The sequence below is a fragment of the Bacillus sp. M13(2017) genome (assembly GCF_002218325.1).
Lineage (GTDB): Bacteria > Bacillota > Bacilli > Bacillales > Bacillaceae_G > Bacillus_A > Bacillus_A thuringiensis_K.
On record NZ_KZ268509.1, the window covers coordinates 99426 to 115696 of the forward strand.

The window sequence follows — 16271 nt, forward strand, 5'->3', positions numbered from 1 at the left end:
TTATGGAGGACTAGGTTTAAATGGTCTGGTCCTTCATTAAAGTGTGGGTATGTAAATAATATGTTATCTTTCGTTCTGTTTACTTAGTATCATGTTATTCTTTAATAGAGTAATAAATGGAGTTTTGCATTAAATATATGAGGTTGGTTACAAATGATAAAGAAATTCACTAGATTAGTATTAATAGTGGTTATGCCAATCAGTCTTATTACAGGTTGTGGGGCTACTGAAAAAACTGAAGCACAAAAGCCGAAAGCGGTACAAACGGAGAAAAAGGACTATATGGATTATTCATATGGTAGCAAAGGTATATTAGTAAGTGGCAAAGCGAAAGAACGGCAACAATACGAGATTGGATATATGGATGATAATAAGTTAATTGGAATTGATGAAAATATTGAGGACTGTATTATTTTAGATAATAAAGATGAAGCAAGTCTCGTTTGGAAACAAATAGAGCGTGGGTCTATTATTGAAGTGCAATATGGTAAAAATCGCAACGATATCGTCGGCGTACAATTAGTAGAAGATCGTGAGCCATACGAAATTAGTGATAAGTTTGATCGAAATACGATAAACGAAATTGTTGAAAACGTTAAAGGGAATTTGTAATAGATGTATTTCGATAGTATAGGATCTCTTATTATGAAATTGTGAATCAACGGCATTTTTTATATGAAAATGCCGTTGATTTGTGTTAAAAAATAAATGTTATTCTATAGTCTTGTAGAAAAACACGTATTAATCATAAATGAATTATTCTTCGTTCAGCTGTGATGATCGCCGCAAGGTTATTATCCAAAATAAAAGAGCACAAGCACTAATAGATACACCTAATATGCATACGCCATCCCAACCATATTTTGCATACGTATTTGTTGAAAGAATTGCACCTGTTGCACTACCGATAGAATAAAAAATCATGTAACTGGCAGTAAGTCGACTTCTTGCTTCGGGACGCACTGTGAACAGCATACTTTGATTGGTGACATGTACAGCTTGCACCGCTAAATCTAAGAGGATAATGCCGAAAATTAGTAATAATAGAGAGTGATTAATAGATTTAATTAGGAGCCATGAAAGTACTAATAAAGATAAAGCTATGCCAGTTGTTCTTTGTCCTAATCCTTTATCAGCTAATTGTCCAGCTTTAGTAGCAGCTAATGCACCTGCAACTCCAGCAAGGCCGAACGCACCAATAGCTGTATGTGAAAGATTATGTGGTGTAGCACTTAGAGGTAATACTAAAGAAGTCCATAAAATACTGAATGAAGTGAAAATGAGCAATGCTAATATTCCGCGAATGCGTAAGAGTTGTTCTTCTACAAATAATAAGAGTACAGAACGTATTAACTTCCGGTAAGGCATAGTTGTCATTCTGCTCTGTTCAAGAGTAGGTAAATTACGATATAACAAAACAGTTACGAATAGTATAAGTGTAGCGGAGGTGAGATAAACGGATCGCCATCCAGCTAAATCTGTTAATGCGCCTGCAAATGTACGCGCAAGGAGAATGCCTATTACAACGCCGCTTGTAACGAAACCTACTATGCGTCCACGTTCAGCTGGATTTGCTAAAATGGATGCGTATGCGACGAGTGTTTGCGTAACTGTTGCAAGAATTCCTACTAAGGCCATACCTATAAAAAGTACGATGGCCGAGGGAGCGGTCCCAATTACAATTAAAGCGATAACGGATAAAACCATTTGAACAATAATGAGTCTTTTTTGGTTTAATAAGTCACCAAGTGGAACTAATAAAAGTAATCCGATTGCATAACAAACTTGAGTAATAGTAATCACAATACCGATAGTTGAATGACTAATCTTAAATTCATTTGATAAAGAATCAAGTAGCGGATGAGCGAAATATATATTTGCCACCGCCATCCCGCAAGCTATTGCGAATAATAGAGTCATGTAGCGGGACATGTTTGCGCTAATAGGTGAATATAACTGGGGATCATTATGTTTAAGAGTGGTCATCATCTTTTCCTTGCTATTCATAAAATCAGCTCCATTTTGTATTGGTGTAAATAACGTACCGAACGGTATGTTATTTTGTAAGTAAAATATAATCTTGAGTAAATGTATATGTCAAGTTTATTTTGAGTTAATTCTGTTTTCTTTGACACATCGTTTATAATTTAATACGATATATAATATACTGATTGGTACATAAAGTGTTAGTTTATAATCTAAAAATGTAGAGGAAGGGGATATTTTTAAATGGCTCGACTACGCGAATTTGATGAAGAAAAAGCTTTGGATGCTGCTATGCAACTTTTTTGGGAGAAAGGATACGCTACTACTTCATTAAGTGATCTAACTGCAAGAATGGAAATACAAAAACCGAGTTTATATTCAGCTTTTGGTGATAAAGAGGGCTTATTTGAAGCGGCATTAAGGAGATACACAAATTTACATGCGGCTCGTATACGAACAAAACTTCAAAACGAACAATCTGTAAAAGAAGCAATTCGGATGTTTTTTGAAAATATGGTGGAAGAGGAATATAAAAAAGAGTTCAGTAAAGGCTGTTTTTGTATTAACACAATGGTTGAGCTTGCTCCTCATAATGAAAAGTTTGAAGTACTGACTAGAGAACACCAAATGTATCTTGCAGTTATTTTTCAAGAATTAATCATGAAAGGAATTCGATCAGGAGAACTACAAAGTGATTTGAACGCTAAAGCATTAGCGCAAACATTAGTCACGTCCTTAATTGGATTAACAGTGTTAATGAAATCACGCCCAGAACGTTCCGTTATAGATAATTCGGTATCTATAATAGTATCGTTAGTAAAATAATTTTTGAGTGAGATGTTAATCAGCAAATTAAATATTAAGAAAGTCGATTCCTTATTAAAATAAGAAATCGACTTGTTATAATTATATATTTTGTAAGTTGTCTTTCCAAAAATTATAGCTATTATCAATAACTTCTTTTAATTTGAAATAATTTTCTCAAGTAACTTGCACGTGGTAGAGAGTTTCTCCATCGTCTGTAAAAATACCTGAGTAATCATCTATATACTTCCACTCATCCTTATTGTTAAAGTAGTACATTGCGAATTGGTTGCCCTCATCATTTAACATGTTGTCTGCTAAAACGCCATCCCAGTTTATATAAATTTGTGTGCCAGTCATTTGTCTAAGTTTAAATTGATTAATTTCGTCTGGAGACTCTTCTTCAAATTCTTGACTAAATAAATTATGTTCAATGATTCAGCCTAAAAACATGCCAGTATGTACAAATGCTTTTGACGGTATTTGTAATTAGTTGTAAAATAATGTTTGTTGACGGATTTTGTAAAAAGTATGTTAGATGAAATTCATCTGTAGGGATGACATATAAATATTTTCTTAATGGTTATAAAATATAATTATTTAAATATGTAAATAAAAAGAAGTCATATTAGAAGTACATAGTAGATTCATATTTTAACAAATTAATGTGAGAATAAAGGGAGGTTGAGATACATACACGGCGGCAATGTGTATGTATCTATTATAATAATGAATAAGACAATCAAACAACAAGTAATCGCACTATCAACAAGTCTAGTGATTTTAGGGAGCGTACCTTTATCAGCATCAGCAAAAGAGTTGAACAAATCTCAAACTGATCAACTTAATATTGCCCAGGGAGAAAATGGAACGAGCGGATTAAATTATTCTAATTTCAAGTTGGAAGTTCCTGATCATGTACAAATTAACGAAGCAGAAGTATCTGAAAATGAAAAAATTCTTTTAGAAGAATATAAGCATAAACATGATGAAACAGAAGAATTAAACAAAGTGCAAGATGCTAAGAAGGGGCAAGTAGCAGAAAAGGAAGCTATTTCAAACATTGAAAAGGCATTTGAATCTGTAGATGGTCGAAATGATGGATCTGATCGTCAAATGAAACCTGTTGCAAAGCCAAGAGGTATTCAATATAGTGCACAGAGTACGAAGAAATATGGAACACTTGCAGGGGTTCCATTTGTGGAGTGGATTGTTCCAGCAGGAAATCCTGATATTCGTCCTGCAAATCCGATGAAAGCACGTTACATTACAATTCATGAGACCGCAAATACAGCCGCTGGTGCTAATGCTGAAAATCATGCGAAATATTTATACAAGCAAGCAACTGAAGGCACTTTCCGAACAGCTTCATGGCATTTTACTGTAGATGATAAACAAATTTATCAACACTTACCAACAAACGAAAATGGTTGGCATGCAGGCGATGGAGATGGTTCAGGAAACAGGGAGTCTATCGGTATCGAGATTGCGGTTAACCAAGACGGTGATTACAATAAAGCGTTAGAAAATGCAAAACGACTTGCAGGTTATTTAATGAACAAAGAAGGAATTGGTGCAGGTCATATTTACAAGCATCAACAATGGAGCGGGAAAAAATGTCCTGACATTTTAATTTCACGTGGTAATTGGGCTGGTTTCGTACAAGGAATTCAGTGGTATGCAAATATAAATGCGCAGATTGATACGCCTTTACAAGATAAAAATGACTCATTTAATCCAAATGAAAATAATCCAGCTGAACCTAGCATGGAACTAGTGGTAAATGGTAGTGGCATCAATGTACGTAGTGATGCGGGTATTGAACATCGGGTTGTACGTAAAGCTTCAAACGGAGATCGTTACAAAGTATTAGCGGTTAAAAATGGTTGGTATAAAGTAGGTAATGGAGAATGGATTTTCTATGACCCAAGTTGGATTAAAATTAACTACAATGTACCAAAGAAAGAAGTACAAAAGCCTAAGGAAGAAGTACAAAAACCAAAAGATGATATTACAGGTGGCTGGTTTGAAGGGCATATTCGTAAATTAAACAGTCTAGGTATTATGCAAGGCGAAGGTAATGGTGTATTTGCGCCATATCGAAATGTAACGAGAGCGGAGTTTGCGAAATTAATCTCGAATGCTCTTAAACTACCAGAGGGAAATAAGTCATTTGTAGATATCAATGAGGCACATCCATCACTTCATGACGGTATTAAACGTTGTGCAAGTGCAGGAATTATTAATGGTCGTGGTGAAGGGATTTTTGATCCTAACTCACCAATTACTCGTGAAGAAGTATCTATTATGATTGACAAAGCATTACGATATAAAGGAATTACAGGTGAGTTAGTAGCATTACCATTTACAGATAAGCATTTAATAACATACAAAGAATCGGTTCAACGATTATACAGTCTAAAGGTAGTTAATGGTATTGGAAATAATGAGTTTGATCCTCGAGGCACAGCAACTCGTGGTCAGGCGGCTGCCTTTATTGTGAAGATGTTAGATTCAATGCAAAAATAAAATGAAACTTTAATCAGTGAGGGCCACTCGCATTGCAATCAAGCAGTTTATTCACCAAATTTTGAAATGAGAGTGTTACTGCCCACAAATAGCAGAAGAAATTGTATGTAGAAGCTGACATTGGTAGAAGTAAAAAAATAAGAAGAATTTGAAAGGAGCTATCCAAAATAATAATTTGGAATAGCTCCTATTTAGTAGGAAGAACAATTGTATTTGATAGATTGTAATGTAGAATGCCCTTCCAAGCCCCTCATAAGCCCCTACCAAGTAATAAATCACTAAGAAAAAACAAAAACAACTACAAGAACAAAACAAGCGCGAAAAAATGAAACCGGCGTTGTAGTAGTAAAAAAATTGTAATTCGAATGCCAAAACCATTCCCGCAGTCCTATCTTTATAATGAAGGATTAAAATTTTCCTATTTACTAGCAAAGAGTGGAGGGAAACATATGGCAGTATACCGTAATGTGCAGGTGAACTTTTGGCAAGATGAATTCATATTAGATTTAACGCCAGAGGAGCGTTATTTTTACATATATTTGTTAACTGGTACGAAAACGAAGCAATGTGGTATTTATATATTACCGAAGCGTGTGGCAGAGCTTGAAACAGGTTATAGTATGGAGACTGTTGAGAAGTTGCTAAACAGGTTTGTTGAGTATGGAAAGATTCTATATGATACGGAAACGAAAGAGGTATTCATAATAAACTGGTTACACTATAACCCTATTTCAAATACGAATGTGGAGAAGTGCGTATTACGTGAGTTAAAGACTATAAAAAGTAATGAGTTCATACATATATTTTTACGTAAATGCCTTGAAGAAGAATACAAGATTCCATTATTATTGCAGCATTTTGGTATGCCAAAAGAAGAGGATAATAGTAGTTCACAAGTAGTTATTGAAGAGAAAGAAGAAGCGGAAGAGATAGAGGTGGAAACCATAGAAGAGGACGTTCCAAATAGTGAAGTTTATAAGTTTTATGAACAAAATATTAGTAGTTTATCCCCATATATTGTGAAGGAATTGAAGAATTGGATACAAAGACTTTCTGGAGAGAAAGTGTTAGAGGCACTTAAAATTGCGTTTGAAAATAATAAGAAAACGTTAGCTTATGTGAAGGGGATTTTGAGGAATTGGTGTAAGAAAGGACGAGTAGATTTTAGTGAAGGAATGCATAGGAGAGAAGTATTTGGTTTGTATGATCCATAGTTTGGATAAGGATTTTTTCTAGTCTAAAAGGTTCTTTTACTATAGAAGCGAATATTGTGAGAAAGGGGTGGTTATATGGAAGTCGTTATAAAGAAGAAACGAAAAAAGGGAAAAAGAATTTTTATTTGGGCTAGTAGTATCGTTCTTTTGTTAGTTATTTCCGCTGTGATTTTTTTGAACATATATACGCTGAAATCTATGCCAAAGATAGATGGAACGATAAAGCTAGAGGGTTTACAACAGGCTGTTACGGTGAAGCGTGATAGTAAAGGTGTACCGCATATTAAATCGGAAAATGCACATGATTTATATTTTTCACAAGGATATGTGCAAGCGCAAGATCGTTTGTTTCAAATGGATTTAAGTAGAAGACAAGCGTCTGGTATGTTAAGTGAAGTTGTTGGGGAAGCAGCTGTTGATCGAGATAAATTGTTTCGAACACTCGGTTTACGGCGAGCGGCCGAAGCTTCAGTTGGTCAATATGATGGAGAAGCGAAATATGCCCTCCAGTCATTTGCTGATGGGGTGAACGCTTTTATACGTGAGGCGAAAAAGGAAAAGAAATTACCAGTTGAGTTTACTATATTAGGTTATGAACCTGCTGAGTGGTCAATTGTTGATACTTTAACAATCGGGAAGTATATGGCGTTTGACTTAGGAGGACATTGGCACGGACAGGCATTTCGATATTGGGCGCTGAAAAATCTTCCGAAAGAGCAAGCGAATGAGCTATTTCCTGCATATCCGAAAGATGCCCCTAGATTGCTAACTGAACTGAAAAATACAAATGTGGACGTAGCACAAAGTTTTTCAAAAACGATAATTCCGCCGGAGTTTAACGGTAGTAATAACTGGGTTGTGAGCGGTGAGAAGAGTGCGTCAGGTAAGCCAATTTTAGCAGATGATCCTCATTTATCTCTTGCGACGCCTTCTATTTGGTATCAAACGCGACTTGAAATGAAAGGTTTGAATGTGAGTGGCGTTATTTTTGCCGGAGTACCAGGTGTTATATTAGGACACAATGACAAAATAGCGTGGGGCGTTACGAATACGGGGCCTGATGTGCAAGATTTATATATTGAGAAGAGAAATCCTAATAATGAAAATGAATTTCTGTATAACGATAAATGGGAGAAAGCTACCGTTGTAGACGAGTCGATTAAAGTAAAAGGCAGGAAGACAATTCCTTATAACGTTACGATTACGAGACATGGGCCAGTAATTTCAGAGTTTGCGGATAAGGGGAAGGAGAAAACGAAAACAGTATTTGCTTTGAAATGGACAGCTTTAGAACCGTCAGCTGAGTTAAAAGCTGTATTAAATATGAACAAAGCAAAAGACTGGAATGAGTTTGAAACCGCTCTTCAAGATTTTCATACACCAACCCAAAACTTTGTGTTTGCATCAAATGACGGCACAATTGCTTATAAAGCGAATGGAAATATACCAGTGCGTAAAAAAGGTGATGGTAGCTTGCCTGTTCCAGGATGGACAGATGAATATGAATGGGAAGGGTATATCCCGTTTGATCAACTTCCAAAAGTAATCAATCCAAAACAAGGGTTTATTTCAACTGCGAATAATAAAATTGTTGATGATGATTATCCATATCATATTAGCGATACGTGGGCGCAGCCATATAGGCAAATGCGTATTCAAGAATTTTTGCAAGAGAAGGAAAAGTATACGGTGAAAGATTTAGAAGAGTTACAGATGGATCAAAAGAATTTATACGGGAAAGAGTTTACTCCTATATTTTTAAAAGAGTTAAATAAAGCATCTTTAAATGAGGTAGAGAAAGAAGGCGTAGACCAATTAACAAAGTGGAATTTTTACGATAGTAAAGATGAAGCGGCACCATTAATATTCCATTTGTTAATGAAAGAGATTTCAAATACGTTATTTTCAAAAGAAATACCGAAAGATGTAATGGAGTTATTTGAAGGGAAGTCACAAGTTGTTGATGAATTGATTCGAAAAGAAGTAGCGGGAGAAAATAGCGTTTGGTTTACGAAGTACGGAGGTTTCACAACAGTTGTGCATACATCGTACGAGAATGTAATGAAGAAATTGCAGAAGGAATATGGACCCGATGTTGGAGAGTGGAAGTGGGGCGATTACCATCAACTCGCTTTTACACATCCAATTTCGAAATCATCGAGTATGTTAGCATTACTCGCTTTTAATCGTGAGAAACCAGTTCCAATTGGAGGAAGTCAAGTTACCGTCCAAGCAGCGAGTTACGGCGAGAACGGCATTGTCAATCACGGAGCGTCTTGGAGATTCATTATTGATACGAAAGATATGTCAAACGGTTATCATATCGTAGGACCAGGACAGTCGGGACATTTTAGAAGCGATTGGTATCATGATCAAATAGATGATTGGGTAAATGGTACGTATCATACGACTACATTGAATACGGAGGGGATAGAGGGGAAGGTGCTAAATTTAGAACCGAAGTGATAGGGTGTTTTTGTTTGTGGAGGGAACTAGTAATACTCTTTTTGATAATGAAAGCTTATCATTTAGAACATAACCCAGTTCTTAAATAATTTTAACAGCCAGCCTACTATCATTTAATTTGATAGTAGGCTGTTTCCATCTTCGAAATACGCTGTAGCAACTTCTTCAGGATTACGATTATTTCCACATGCTGCAAGTGCTGTAACTAATAAAGTCATTACAACTATTAACATGATCATTCCAGTTTTGAGGGGAATTAGTTAACAAAGACTAGGTATTATTTGCAACAGAACTGTTCCTCTATTCCCCTTGTTTCATCATTTTTCTAGGCCAGCCAACTTGACAAATGTTTTTTTATCAAACTACAATGAAAATCATTATCAATAATATAGGGAGGATACTTTGGTCAATAAATGAAAAATAATATATTTATAGGTTAATAACCAGATCATGTTAAGTTGTATGTACTATTTTTAGTTTAGCGTTTCCCAGAATGTACACCAATTAATCTCGCGAATTACAAGAAAACTATTATTGAAATGAGGCGTGTATTGTGAAGTTGGACGTGAATGAGTTAGCAGAGTATCTTGCCAATACTCCTTTCCGAGTAGAAGGAGTATATCGTTATGCTAAAAATCCAGGTGTGCCTTTTGCTGAGTCTACAGATTCTTTCCCAGGATTTGTATTTCCAATTACAGGGAAGACGCAATTTCAATTTAATGGTACGCCGTATACTCTTTCCCCAGGAAAAGTTATACATGGGGGTGCAAAAATGACATTAGCCCATAAAATGCTTGGTGAAATGAACTGGGAATATATTCTTGTTTTATATCAGATAAGCAATTCAGAACGAGAAGACTCTGGCTTTACTCATCAGCATTTTGAATTATTAACAGGACAATCTCCTCGTCTTGTCGAATTACTTATGCGTCTTTGGGATGTATATAATCAGCGTGGAGGCATTTCGATGTTTCAGACCGAAATGCTGTTTCGCGAAGCGTTGAATGAAGCTTTATTAAGTGTTGTCAATAGAGAAAGCAATTATGAGTCGCATACTTTATTCGAACGAATATCTAGTTACGTTCGTAAATACTATTATAAGGATATTACAATTCATACGCTTACAGAACAAAATAATGTTAATCGAAATCGTCTTTCTTACGTGTTTAGAAAGCATGCAGGTATGGGGGCAACAGAATATTTATTGAACTATCGTATAAAGATGGCTCAAAAAATGTTATGTACAAGTGATGTGCCTGTACAACAAATTGCGCAGGCTGTTGGAATCGCAGACCCTTTTTATTTTAGTAGAGTTTTCAAGAAGCGAGTTGGCATTTCGCCTACTAAATATCGCGAGAAGTTCATCAATAATCCATACTAATGTCAACAGGGGTCCATTCTTATTTGAAAATCACTGTTCTATACTTATGGAGAGTTAAAGGAAACATTGGATTGAAAGTACTTTCATTGAAATCACTCCTTTGTACTATCTGAATGAAAAGTTCTGGCCGGAGCATTTTCTTTTTAAGCGTAATAACGACTTTTTTACTTATATTACTGTAATATAGTGGAATTTGAAAGTGAGGAGGGATTATTATCCATTACCAACCTATTAAACTAAATGACGAGTTATCTAAAATTAACGATTATTGGTATCCACAAGTGATTGGTGAAATGAATGACGATCAAATTCAGCTTTTTAAAGCTAATGGAGATTTTATATGGCATGAGCACCCTAATACGGATAAGCTATTTATTGTGCTTGAAGGGGAGATGTTCATCGATTTTCGTGATGGACAGGTGAAAATTTCTAAAGGCGAGATGTTTATTGTCCCGAGAGGCGTTGAGCATAAACCTTTCACTGAAAAGGAATCTCATATCATGTTGGTAGAGCCTAAAAGGGAAATAGATTGATAATTGTAAAAAGATAAAAAAGGAGCGGAAATCCGTTCCTTTTTTATTTATCTTACTATTTTTAGGAGCTTAGTATGAGTAAGATGTGAATAAAGGATGAATAGCATTTTTATCAATAAAAATTTATTGGATTTTTTGTGGAATATATATGAAACGTTGTATAAAATAATCAAGAAAGCCAAAAATTATAGGGGGAAAGTTGTGAAGAAAAATAAGAGTTTAATAAGTTTTTTAGGAGTGTTTATTATGTTGTTTTCTTTTTGTTTTCAAGGAAATGTACAGGCAGATGTAAATACTGTTCAATCTGGAAAAATCAAATCAGGAAACGTAACAGTATGGGAAGTTGGAAATGTAGCGAAAGTATTAGCGGATGTGGAGCGCTTAAATTTAAATACAGTAAATGTACCGATTCAAGTAGATATCCCAAATGTGACTTCTACTAACATGGTAATTAATCAAGCGCAAAAGCAACAAGCTATTATTTTAATTCAAGAATTATTAAAGCGTAATATTCAAGTTATAGTGGAACCGTTCCCGTATATTCAGCAGGGGAATGTTGGAGAGACAGAATGGAACCCAAGTAACATTAATGATTTCTTCTGGAATTGGAAGACGGTTATTCTGCAAGATATTTTTAATTCCATTACAAGTAAATACAATGTGTATGGACTAAAGATTGCTTCTAATTTCGTGAATATGGAGTATGCAGAAGGATACTGGAGCGATACAATTGATTTTGTTCGTAATCAGTATAAAGGAAATGTTTTGTATCAAATGAACTGGTGGTTAACAGCAAGCTGGGACCCTTCTTATGAAGCGAAGTTTAAAGAGAAAATCAATCGCCCGTATTTAAAAAAGGTGGATATTGTTAGCATAGACAGTTGGTTTGAAGTTTCAGGAAAAAGAAATCCATCATACGAAGAAGTGAAGCAAAGTTTATTTGCGACGACAGTATATAATCGTGGGCAAAATGTTGTTCAGCAACTAGAACAATTACATAAAGCAACAGGAAAGCCTGTTTATTTTGGTGGATTTAACGTTCCAGCGCGTGAACTTGGACTGCAAAATCCGTGGAATCCAGATGTTTCTAATGTGTTTTCAAAAGACGTACAATTAAACGGATGGCGCGCTTACCGTGACGTATTAGAACCAAAACCATATTTTAAAGGTTTTTCAATTTGGTTTATTGGATCTAATGATAGTACGCATGCGTATCAAATACATAGTAAAGAAGCAGAGGCAGTTATTAGCGGGTGGTACCGAAAATAAATTTTATAAAATAGGTAAGTTTTAAAGTTTACCACATATATTTCTAGTGAAAGGCCTTTCACCATCTTATCACCTAGGGGGCAATCATAATGAAATTTTTGTCTTACCTTACAGTAATTTTGGTGATTCTTGGCGGTTTGAATTGGTTGTTTGTAGCGTTAGATTACAATGTAGTTGAGAAATGGTTTGGTTCTATGCCGGCGCTTGTGGACACTATTTATTGGCTCATTGGTCTTTCTGCAATTTATCAAATTTTTGATCGGTTCTTTACGGACAATTAGCTATTATTCTTTCATTACTAGAGTGTTAAGTACGATTATGTACTTAACACTTTTTTGTATGTTTATAAAAAAAAGGTTTGCACTTGCAAGCGATTCCATTGCGTCTTACGCCATAATAGTGGAAAACAAATTGACCGTATATTATATTTTAGGTTATAATTCAGAAAGTTTAAAAATTAATAAAAATGAGAAATAGGGGGGTTATCATGGGGATGGAGAGAGTGTATAATTTTTCAGCAGGACCATCAATACTCCCTTTGCCAGTTTTAGAAAAAGTGCAAAAGGAGCTTGTAAATTATAACGGGACAGGCATGTCTATTATGGAAATGAGTCATCGATCTTCATATTTTCAAAGTATTATAGATGAAGCGAGTAACCTACTTCGTGAATTAATGAACATTCCTAATGAATATGATGTATTGTTTTTACAAGGCGGTGCGTCATTACAATTCTCTATGATACCGTTAAATGTAATGAATACGTATAAAAAAGCAGGGTACGTATTGACTGGCTCATGGTCAAAAAAGGCGATGCAAGAAGCTGAAAAAGTAGGGGAAGTACAAGTGATTGCTTCTTCTGAAAAAGAGAAGTTTACTACAATTCCTAAATTGGATGGTTTACTGAGCGATGAAAAACTAGATTATGTACATATTACAACGAATAATACAATTGAGGGGACGAAATATGTAGAAGTTCCACATTTAGATAAAGTACCGCTCGTTGCGGATATGTCCTCAAATATTTTATCAGAACAATATGATGTTACGAAGTTTGGCCTTATATATGCGGGAGCGCAAAAGAATTTAGGGCCAGCGGGCTTAACGATTGCAATTATAAAAAGAGATTTAATTGGAGGAGCAGATCGCTCTTGTCCTACGATGTTAAACTATGAAACTTACAGCAAAAATAACTCCTTATATAATACACCGCCGTCCTTTAGTATTTACGTAACGAAACTTGTACTAGAGTGGCTGAAAGAACAGGGCGGGGTATCTGCGATTGAAGAACAGAATAGAATGAAATCTTCACTTCTTTACAATTTCTTAGATGAATCAACATTGTTTACTTCACCAGTTGATCCTACGTATCGATCACTTATGAACATTCCGTTTACAACACCGTCAGAAGATCTGAACAATGAGTTTTTACAAAAAGCGAAAGAACGCGGTCTTGTTACGCTAAAAGGACATCGCTCAGTCGGTGGTATGCGAGCTAGTATTTACAATGCGATGCCAGTACAAGGCGTACAGCAATTAGTAAATTATATGAAGGAATTTGAGCTTGAGAATAGATAGGGAGATGGGGATATGTTTCGTGTTCAAACGTTAAATCAAATTGCGGAAAAAGGTTTACAAGTTCTTAGCGGAGAGCGTTATGAAGTAGGGGAGAGAATGGATCACCCAGATGGTATTTTACTTCGCAGCTATTCTTTACATCAAGAAGATTTTTCAAAAGACTTAAAGGCGATTGCAAGAGCTGGTGCTGGTGTAAATAATATTCCTGTCGAGCGATGTACAGAAAAAGGGATTGTAGTATTTAATACACCAGGAGCGAATGCCAATGCAGTAAAGGAACTTATTATCGCCAGCCTTATTATGTCTTCACGTAACATTATTAACGGTGTAAGCTGGACGAAAAATTTAGAGGGTGAAGAAGTACCGCAGCTTGTTGAATCAGGAAAAAAACAATTCGTTGGATCAGAAATTGCAGGAAAACGTTTAGGTGTAATTGGCCTTGGCGCAATCGGTGCTTTAGTTGCGAACGATGCGTTAGCGTTAGGGATGGACGTTATTGGATATGATCCTTATATTTCAGTTGAAACAGCTTGGCGCCTTTCTACACATGTGCAAAGAGCATTTAGCCTTGATGAAATTTTTGCAACGTGTGATTATATTACACTGCATATTCCTCTTACCAATCAAACGAAGGGGCTTATTGGTGAACACGCTATAGAGAAGATGAAAAAAGGAATGCGTTTATTCAATTTCTCAAGAGGAGAACTTGTAGATGAAAAAGTTCTTCAAAAAGCGTTAGAAGAAGATGTTATTGCGCATTACGTAACTGACTTCCCGAATGAAAATGTGATTAAAATGAAAAACGTAACAGCGACGCCTCACCTCGGTGCATCTACGTCTGAATCAGAAGAAAATTGTGCAGTAATGGCAGCGCGCCAATTACGTGAATATTTAGAGACAGGAAATATTCGTAATTCAGTAAACTATCCAAACGTAGAATTACCGTATATCGGAAAGAAACGAATTACAATTATGCATCAAAATGTCCCGAATATGGTAGGGCAAATTACAGGATGCTTAGCGGAACATCATATTAATATTGCCGATATGATTAATCGTAGTAAACATTCTTGGGCATACACAATGATTGATATCGATAACGGAATTGATGATATAATAAAAGAGAATATTGTAGAAAATATAAGCAAAATTACAGGTGTTGTAGCCGTTCGAATGATTGTGTAAAGGAGAGAGGAATGTGGCAAAAATACGACCGTTTCGGGCCATTCGTCCAGTAGAGGAAAAAGCGGCACAAGTGGCAGCTTTACCGTATGACGTATTAAATAGTGAAGAGGCAAGGGAAGTTGTAAAAGGGAATCCATATTCTTTCTTGCATGTTGATAAAGCAGAAATTGATTTAGACCCGGCACTTTCACCGTACGATGATCGTGTATATGAAAAAGCGGGTGAAAATTTAAATCGATTTATACGAGAAGAAGTGTTCATTCAAGACGAAGAGCCAGCGTTATACATTTATGAACTGACGATGCAGGGAAGAACGCAGTCAGGCCTTGTCGTTTGTACATCTATTGATGAGTATGAAGATGATACAATTAAAAAACATGAGAGAACGCGTCATGAAAAAGAGCTAGATCGTATTCGTCACGTAGATGTGTGTGATGCAAATACGGGTCCTATCTTTTTAACGTATCGTACAAAAGAAGAGATAAAGCATTTCATTGCCAGCTGGAAAGAAGAACATGCGCCAATCTATACATTTACAGCAGAAGACGGCGTTAGGCACGTTGCTTGGAAAATAGCTGATGAAGAAGTAATTGCAAGTTTAGTAAACTTATTTGAAGATATTCCTAACCTGTACATTGCAGATGGACATCACCGCTCTGCATCAGCTGCAAAAGTAGGGATCATGCGAAGAGAACAATATCCGAATTACACAGGAGAAGAGGAATTTAATTTCTTCTTATCTGTTTTATTCCCACACGATGAGTTATCCATTTGGGACTATAACCGAGTTGTAAAAGATTTAAATGGTTTATCAGAAGAACAGTTTTTAAAACAAATAGCGCAATACTTTTATGTAGAAGAAGCGGCTGTTTCTCCGTATAAACCAAATGAGCCAAAAACATTTGGAATGTATGTAAATGAGAAGTGGTATAAGCTTACAGTGAAAGAGGAAACGTTTGATGCGAATGATCTCGTGAAAGGTTTGGATGTATCTATTCTGCAAGATCATTTATTAAGCCAAGTACTTGAAATACACGATCCGCGATCTGATTCACGCGTTGATTTTGTCGGAGGAATCCGCGGGTTAGAAGAACTAGAACGCCTTGTAAATAGCGGTGAATATAAAGCAGCGTTCTCACTATATCCGACATCAATGGAATCGTTATTAGCAATCGCAGACGCTGGAGAAGTTATGCCGCCAAAATCAACGTGGTTTGAACCGAAACTGCGCAGCGGGTTGTTTGTACATTCTTTAAAGTAAATATAGACTTCTACAGTTTTGAAAAACCGAAATGATTATAGTTTCGGTTTTTCTTATTTTAAAAGAG

Annotated in this window: 13 protein-coding genes and 1 pseudogene; 12 read left to right on the forward strand and 2 right to left on the reverse strand. The window is 35.8% G+C overall.

Annotated elements, in window-relative coordinates; translation table 11 throughout:
* Positions 1 to 153: 153 nt before the first annotated feature.
* The gene (locus CGQ22_RS21005) at positions 154 to 612 is read left to right on the forward strand and encodes a hypothetical protein (RefSeq protein WP_000591640.1); all 459 of its coding nucleotides are present in this window, start codon (positions 154 to 156) and stop codon (positions 610 to 612) included.
* A gap of 144 nt (positions 613 to 756) precedes the next feature.
* Here the strand turns inward: CGQ22_RS21005 and CGQ22_RS21010 are convergent, their stop codons facing one another.
* Positions 757 to 2007: an MFS transporter gene (locus CGQ22_RS21010; protein ID WP_001085016.1), complete on the reverse strand. Its 1251-nt coding sequence runs from the start codon at positions 2005 to 2007 to the stop codon at positions 757 to 759.
* 222 nt (positions 2008 to 2229) lie between these two features.
* Here CGQ22_RS21010 and CGQ22_RS21015 point away from each other — a divergent pair, with 222 nt between their 5' ends.
* Positions 2230 to 2811, forward strand: coding sequence for a TetR/AcrR family transcriptional regulator (locus CGQ22_RS21015; protein WP_000113335.1), 582 nt, complete (start codon positions 2230 to 2232; stop codon positions 2809 to 2811).
* Positions 2812 to 2892: 81 nt separating this feature from the next.
* On the opposite strand, the pseudogene CGQ22_RS32785 reads toward CGQ22_RS21015, so the two are convergent.
* A pseudogene (locus tag CGQ22_RS32785) lies at positions 2893 to 3273 on the reverse strand (DUF7832 domain-containing protein).
* Between the two features lie 246 nt (positions 3274 to 3519).
* On the opposite strand from CGQ22_RS32785, the gene CGQ22_RS21025 reads away from it, so the two are divergent.
* The 10 genes from CGQ22_RS21025 to CGQ22_RS21080 all read left to right on the forward strand — a co-directional run bounded on the left by CGQ22_RS21025 (position 3520) and on the right by CGQ22_RS21080 (position 16204).
* Positions 3520 to 5319 carry an S-layer homology domain-containing protein gene (locus CGQ22_RS21025; RefSeq protein ID WP_139032832.1) on the forward strand — a complete coding sequence of 600 codons (1800 nt, stop codon included), beginning with the start codon at positions 3520 to 3522 and terminating at the stop codon, positions 5317 to 5319.
* A gap of 365 nt (positions 5320 to 5684) precedes the next feature.
* Positions 5685 to 6533, forward strand: a complete 849-nt coding sequence (locus CGQ22_RS21035; RefSeq protein WP_131250171.1) for a DnaD domain-containing protein — start codon at positions 5685 to 5687, stop codon at positions 6531 to 6533.
* Between the two features lie 75 nt (positions 6534 to 6608).
* On the forward strand, positions 6609 to 8999 hold the full coding sequence (locus CGQ22_RS21040) for a penicillin acylase family protein (RefSeq protein ID WP_089149252.1): 2391 nt from the start codon (positions 6609 to 6611) through the stop codon (positions 8997 to 8999).
* Between the two features lie 553 nt (positions 9000 to 9552).
* Positions 9553 to 10380: a helix-turn-helix transcriptional regulator gene (locus tag CGQ22_RS21045; RefSeq protein ID WP_089149253.1), complete on the forward strand. Its 828-nt coding sequence runs from the start codon at positions 9553 to 9555 to the stop codon at positions 10378 to 10380.
* Positions 10381 to 10673: 293 nt separating this feature from the next.
* Positions 10674 to 10913: a cupin domain-containing protein gene (locus CGQ22_RS21055; RefSeq protein WP_000997181.1), complete on the forward strand. Its 240-nt coding sequence runs from the start codon at positions 10674 to 10676 to the stop codon at positions 10911 to 10913.
* A 201-nt stretch (positions 10914 to 11114) separates the two neighbouring features.
* Complete coding sequence (locus tag CGQ22_RS21060) at positions 11115 to 12182, forward strand: glycoside hydrolase family 113 (RefSeq protein WP_000739766.1); 1068 nt, start codon at positions 11115 to 11117, stop codon at positions 12180 to 12182.
* An 89-nt stretch (positions 12183 to 12271) separates the two neighbouring features.
* Positions 12272 to 12463 carry a DUF378 domain-containing protein gene (locus CGQ22_RS21065; protein WP_000670803.1) on the forward strand — a complete coding sequence of 64 codons (192 nt, stop codon included), beginning with the start codon at positions 12272 to 12274 and terminating at the stop codon, positions 12461 to 12463.
* A gap of 212 nt (positions 12464 to 12675) precedes the next feature.
* Positions 12676 to 13758, forward strand: a complete 1083-nt coding sequence (gene serC / locus CGQ22_RS21070) for a 3-phosphoserine/phosphohydroxythreonine transaminase (RefSeq protein ID WP_061884855.1) — start codon at positions 12676 to 12678, stop codon at positions 13756 to 13758.
* Between the two features lie 12 nt (positions 13759 to 13770).
* A complete protein-coding gene (locus tag CGQ22_RS21075; RefSeq protein WP_061884388.1) occupies positions 13771 to 14943 on the forward strand; it encodes a 3-phosphoglycerate dehydrogenase family protein in 1173 nt (390 codons plus the stop codon).
* A 13-nt stretch (positions 14944 to 14956) separates the two neighbouring features.
* A complete protein-coding gene (locus tag CGQ22_RS21080) occupies positions 14957 to 16204 on the forward strand; it encodes a DUF1015 domain-containing protein (protein WP_001063061.1) in 1248 nt (415 codons plus the stop codon).
* The last annotated feature ends 67 nt before the right edge of the window (positions 16205 to 16271 follow it).

Bases quoted from the DNA above. Each gene is read 5' to 3' on its own strand.
- CGQ22_RS21035 (WP_131250171.1), top strand. From the start codon at position 5,685: ATGCCAAAACCATTCCCGCAGTCCTATCTTTATAATGAAGGATTAAAA.
- serC (WP_061884855.1), top strand. From the start codon at position 12,676: ATGGAGAGAGTGTATAATTTTTCAGCAGGACCATCAATACTCCCTTTG.
- CGQ22_RS21015 (WP_000113335.1), top strand. From the start codon at position 2,230: ATGGCTCGACTACGCGAATTTGATGAAGAAAAAGCTTTGGATGCTGCT.
- CGQ22_RS21075 (WP_061884388.1), top strand. From the start codon at position 13,771: ATGTTTCGTGTTCAAACGTTAAATCAAATTGCGGAAAAAGGTTTACAA.
- CGQ22_RS21055 (WP_000997181.1), top strand. From the start codon at position 10,674: ATGAATGACGATCAAATTCAGCTTTTTAAAGCTAATGGAGATTTTATA.
- CGQ22_RS21010 (WP_001085016.1), bottom strand. From the start codon at position 2,007: ATGAATAGCAAGGAAAAGATGATGACCACTCTTAAACATAATGATCCC.
- CGQ22_RS21025 (WP_139032832.1), top strand. From the start codon at position 3,520: ATGAATAAGACAATCAAACAACAAGTAATCGCACTATCAACAAGTCTA.
- CGQ22_RS21065 (WP_000670803.1), top strand. From the start codon at position 12,272: ATGAAATTTTTGTCTTACCTTACAGTAATTTTGGTGATTCTTGGCGGT.
- CGQ22_RS21005 (WP_000591640.1), top strand. From the start codon at position 154: ATGATAAAGAAATTCACTAGATTAGTATTAATAGTGGTTATGCCAATC.
- CGQ22_RS21040 (WP_089149252.1), top strand. From the start codon at position 6,609: ATGGAAGTCGTTATAAAGAAGAAACGAAAAAAGGGAAAAAGAATTTTT.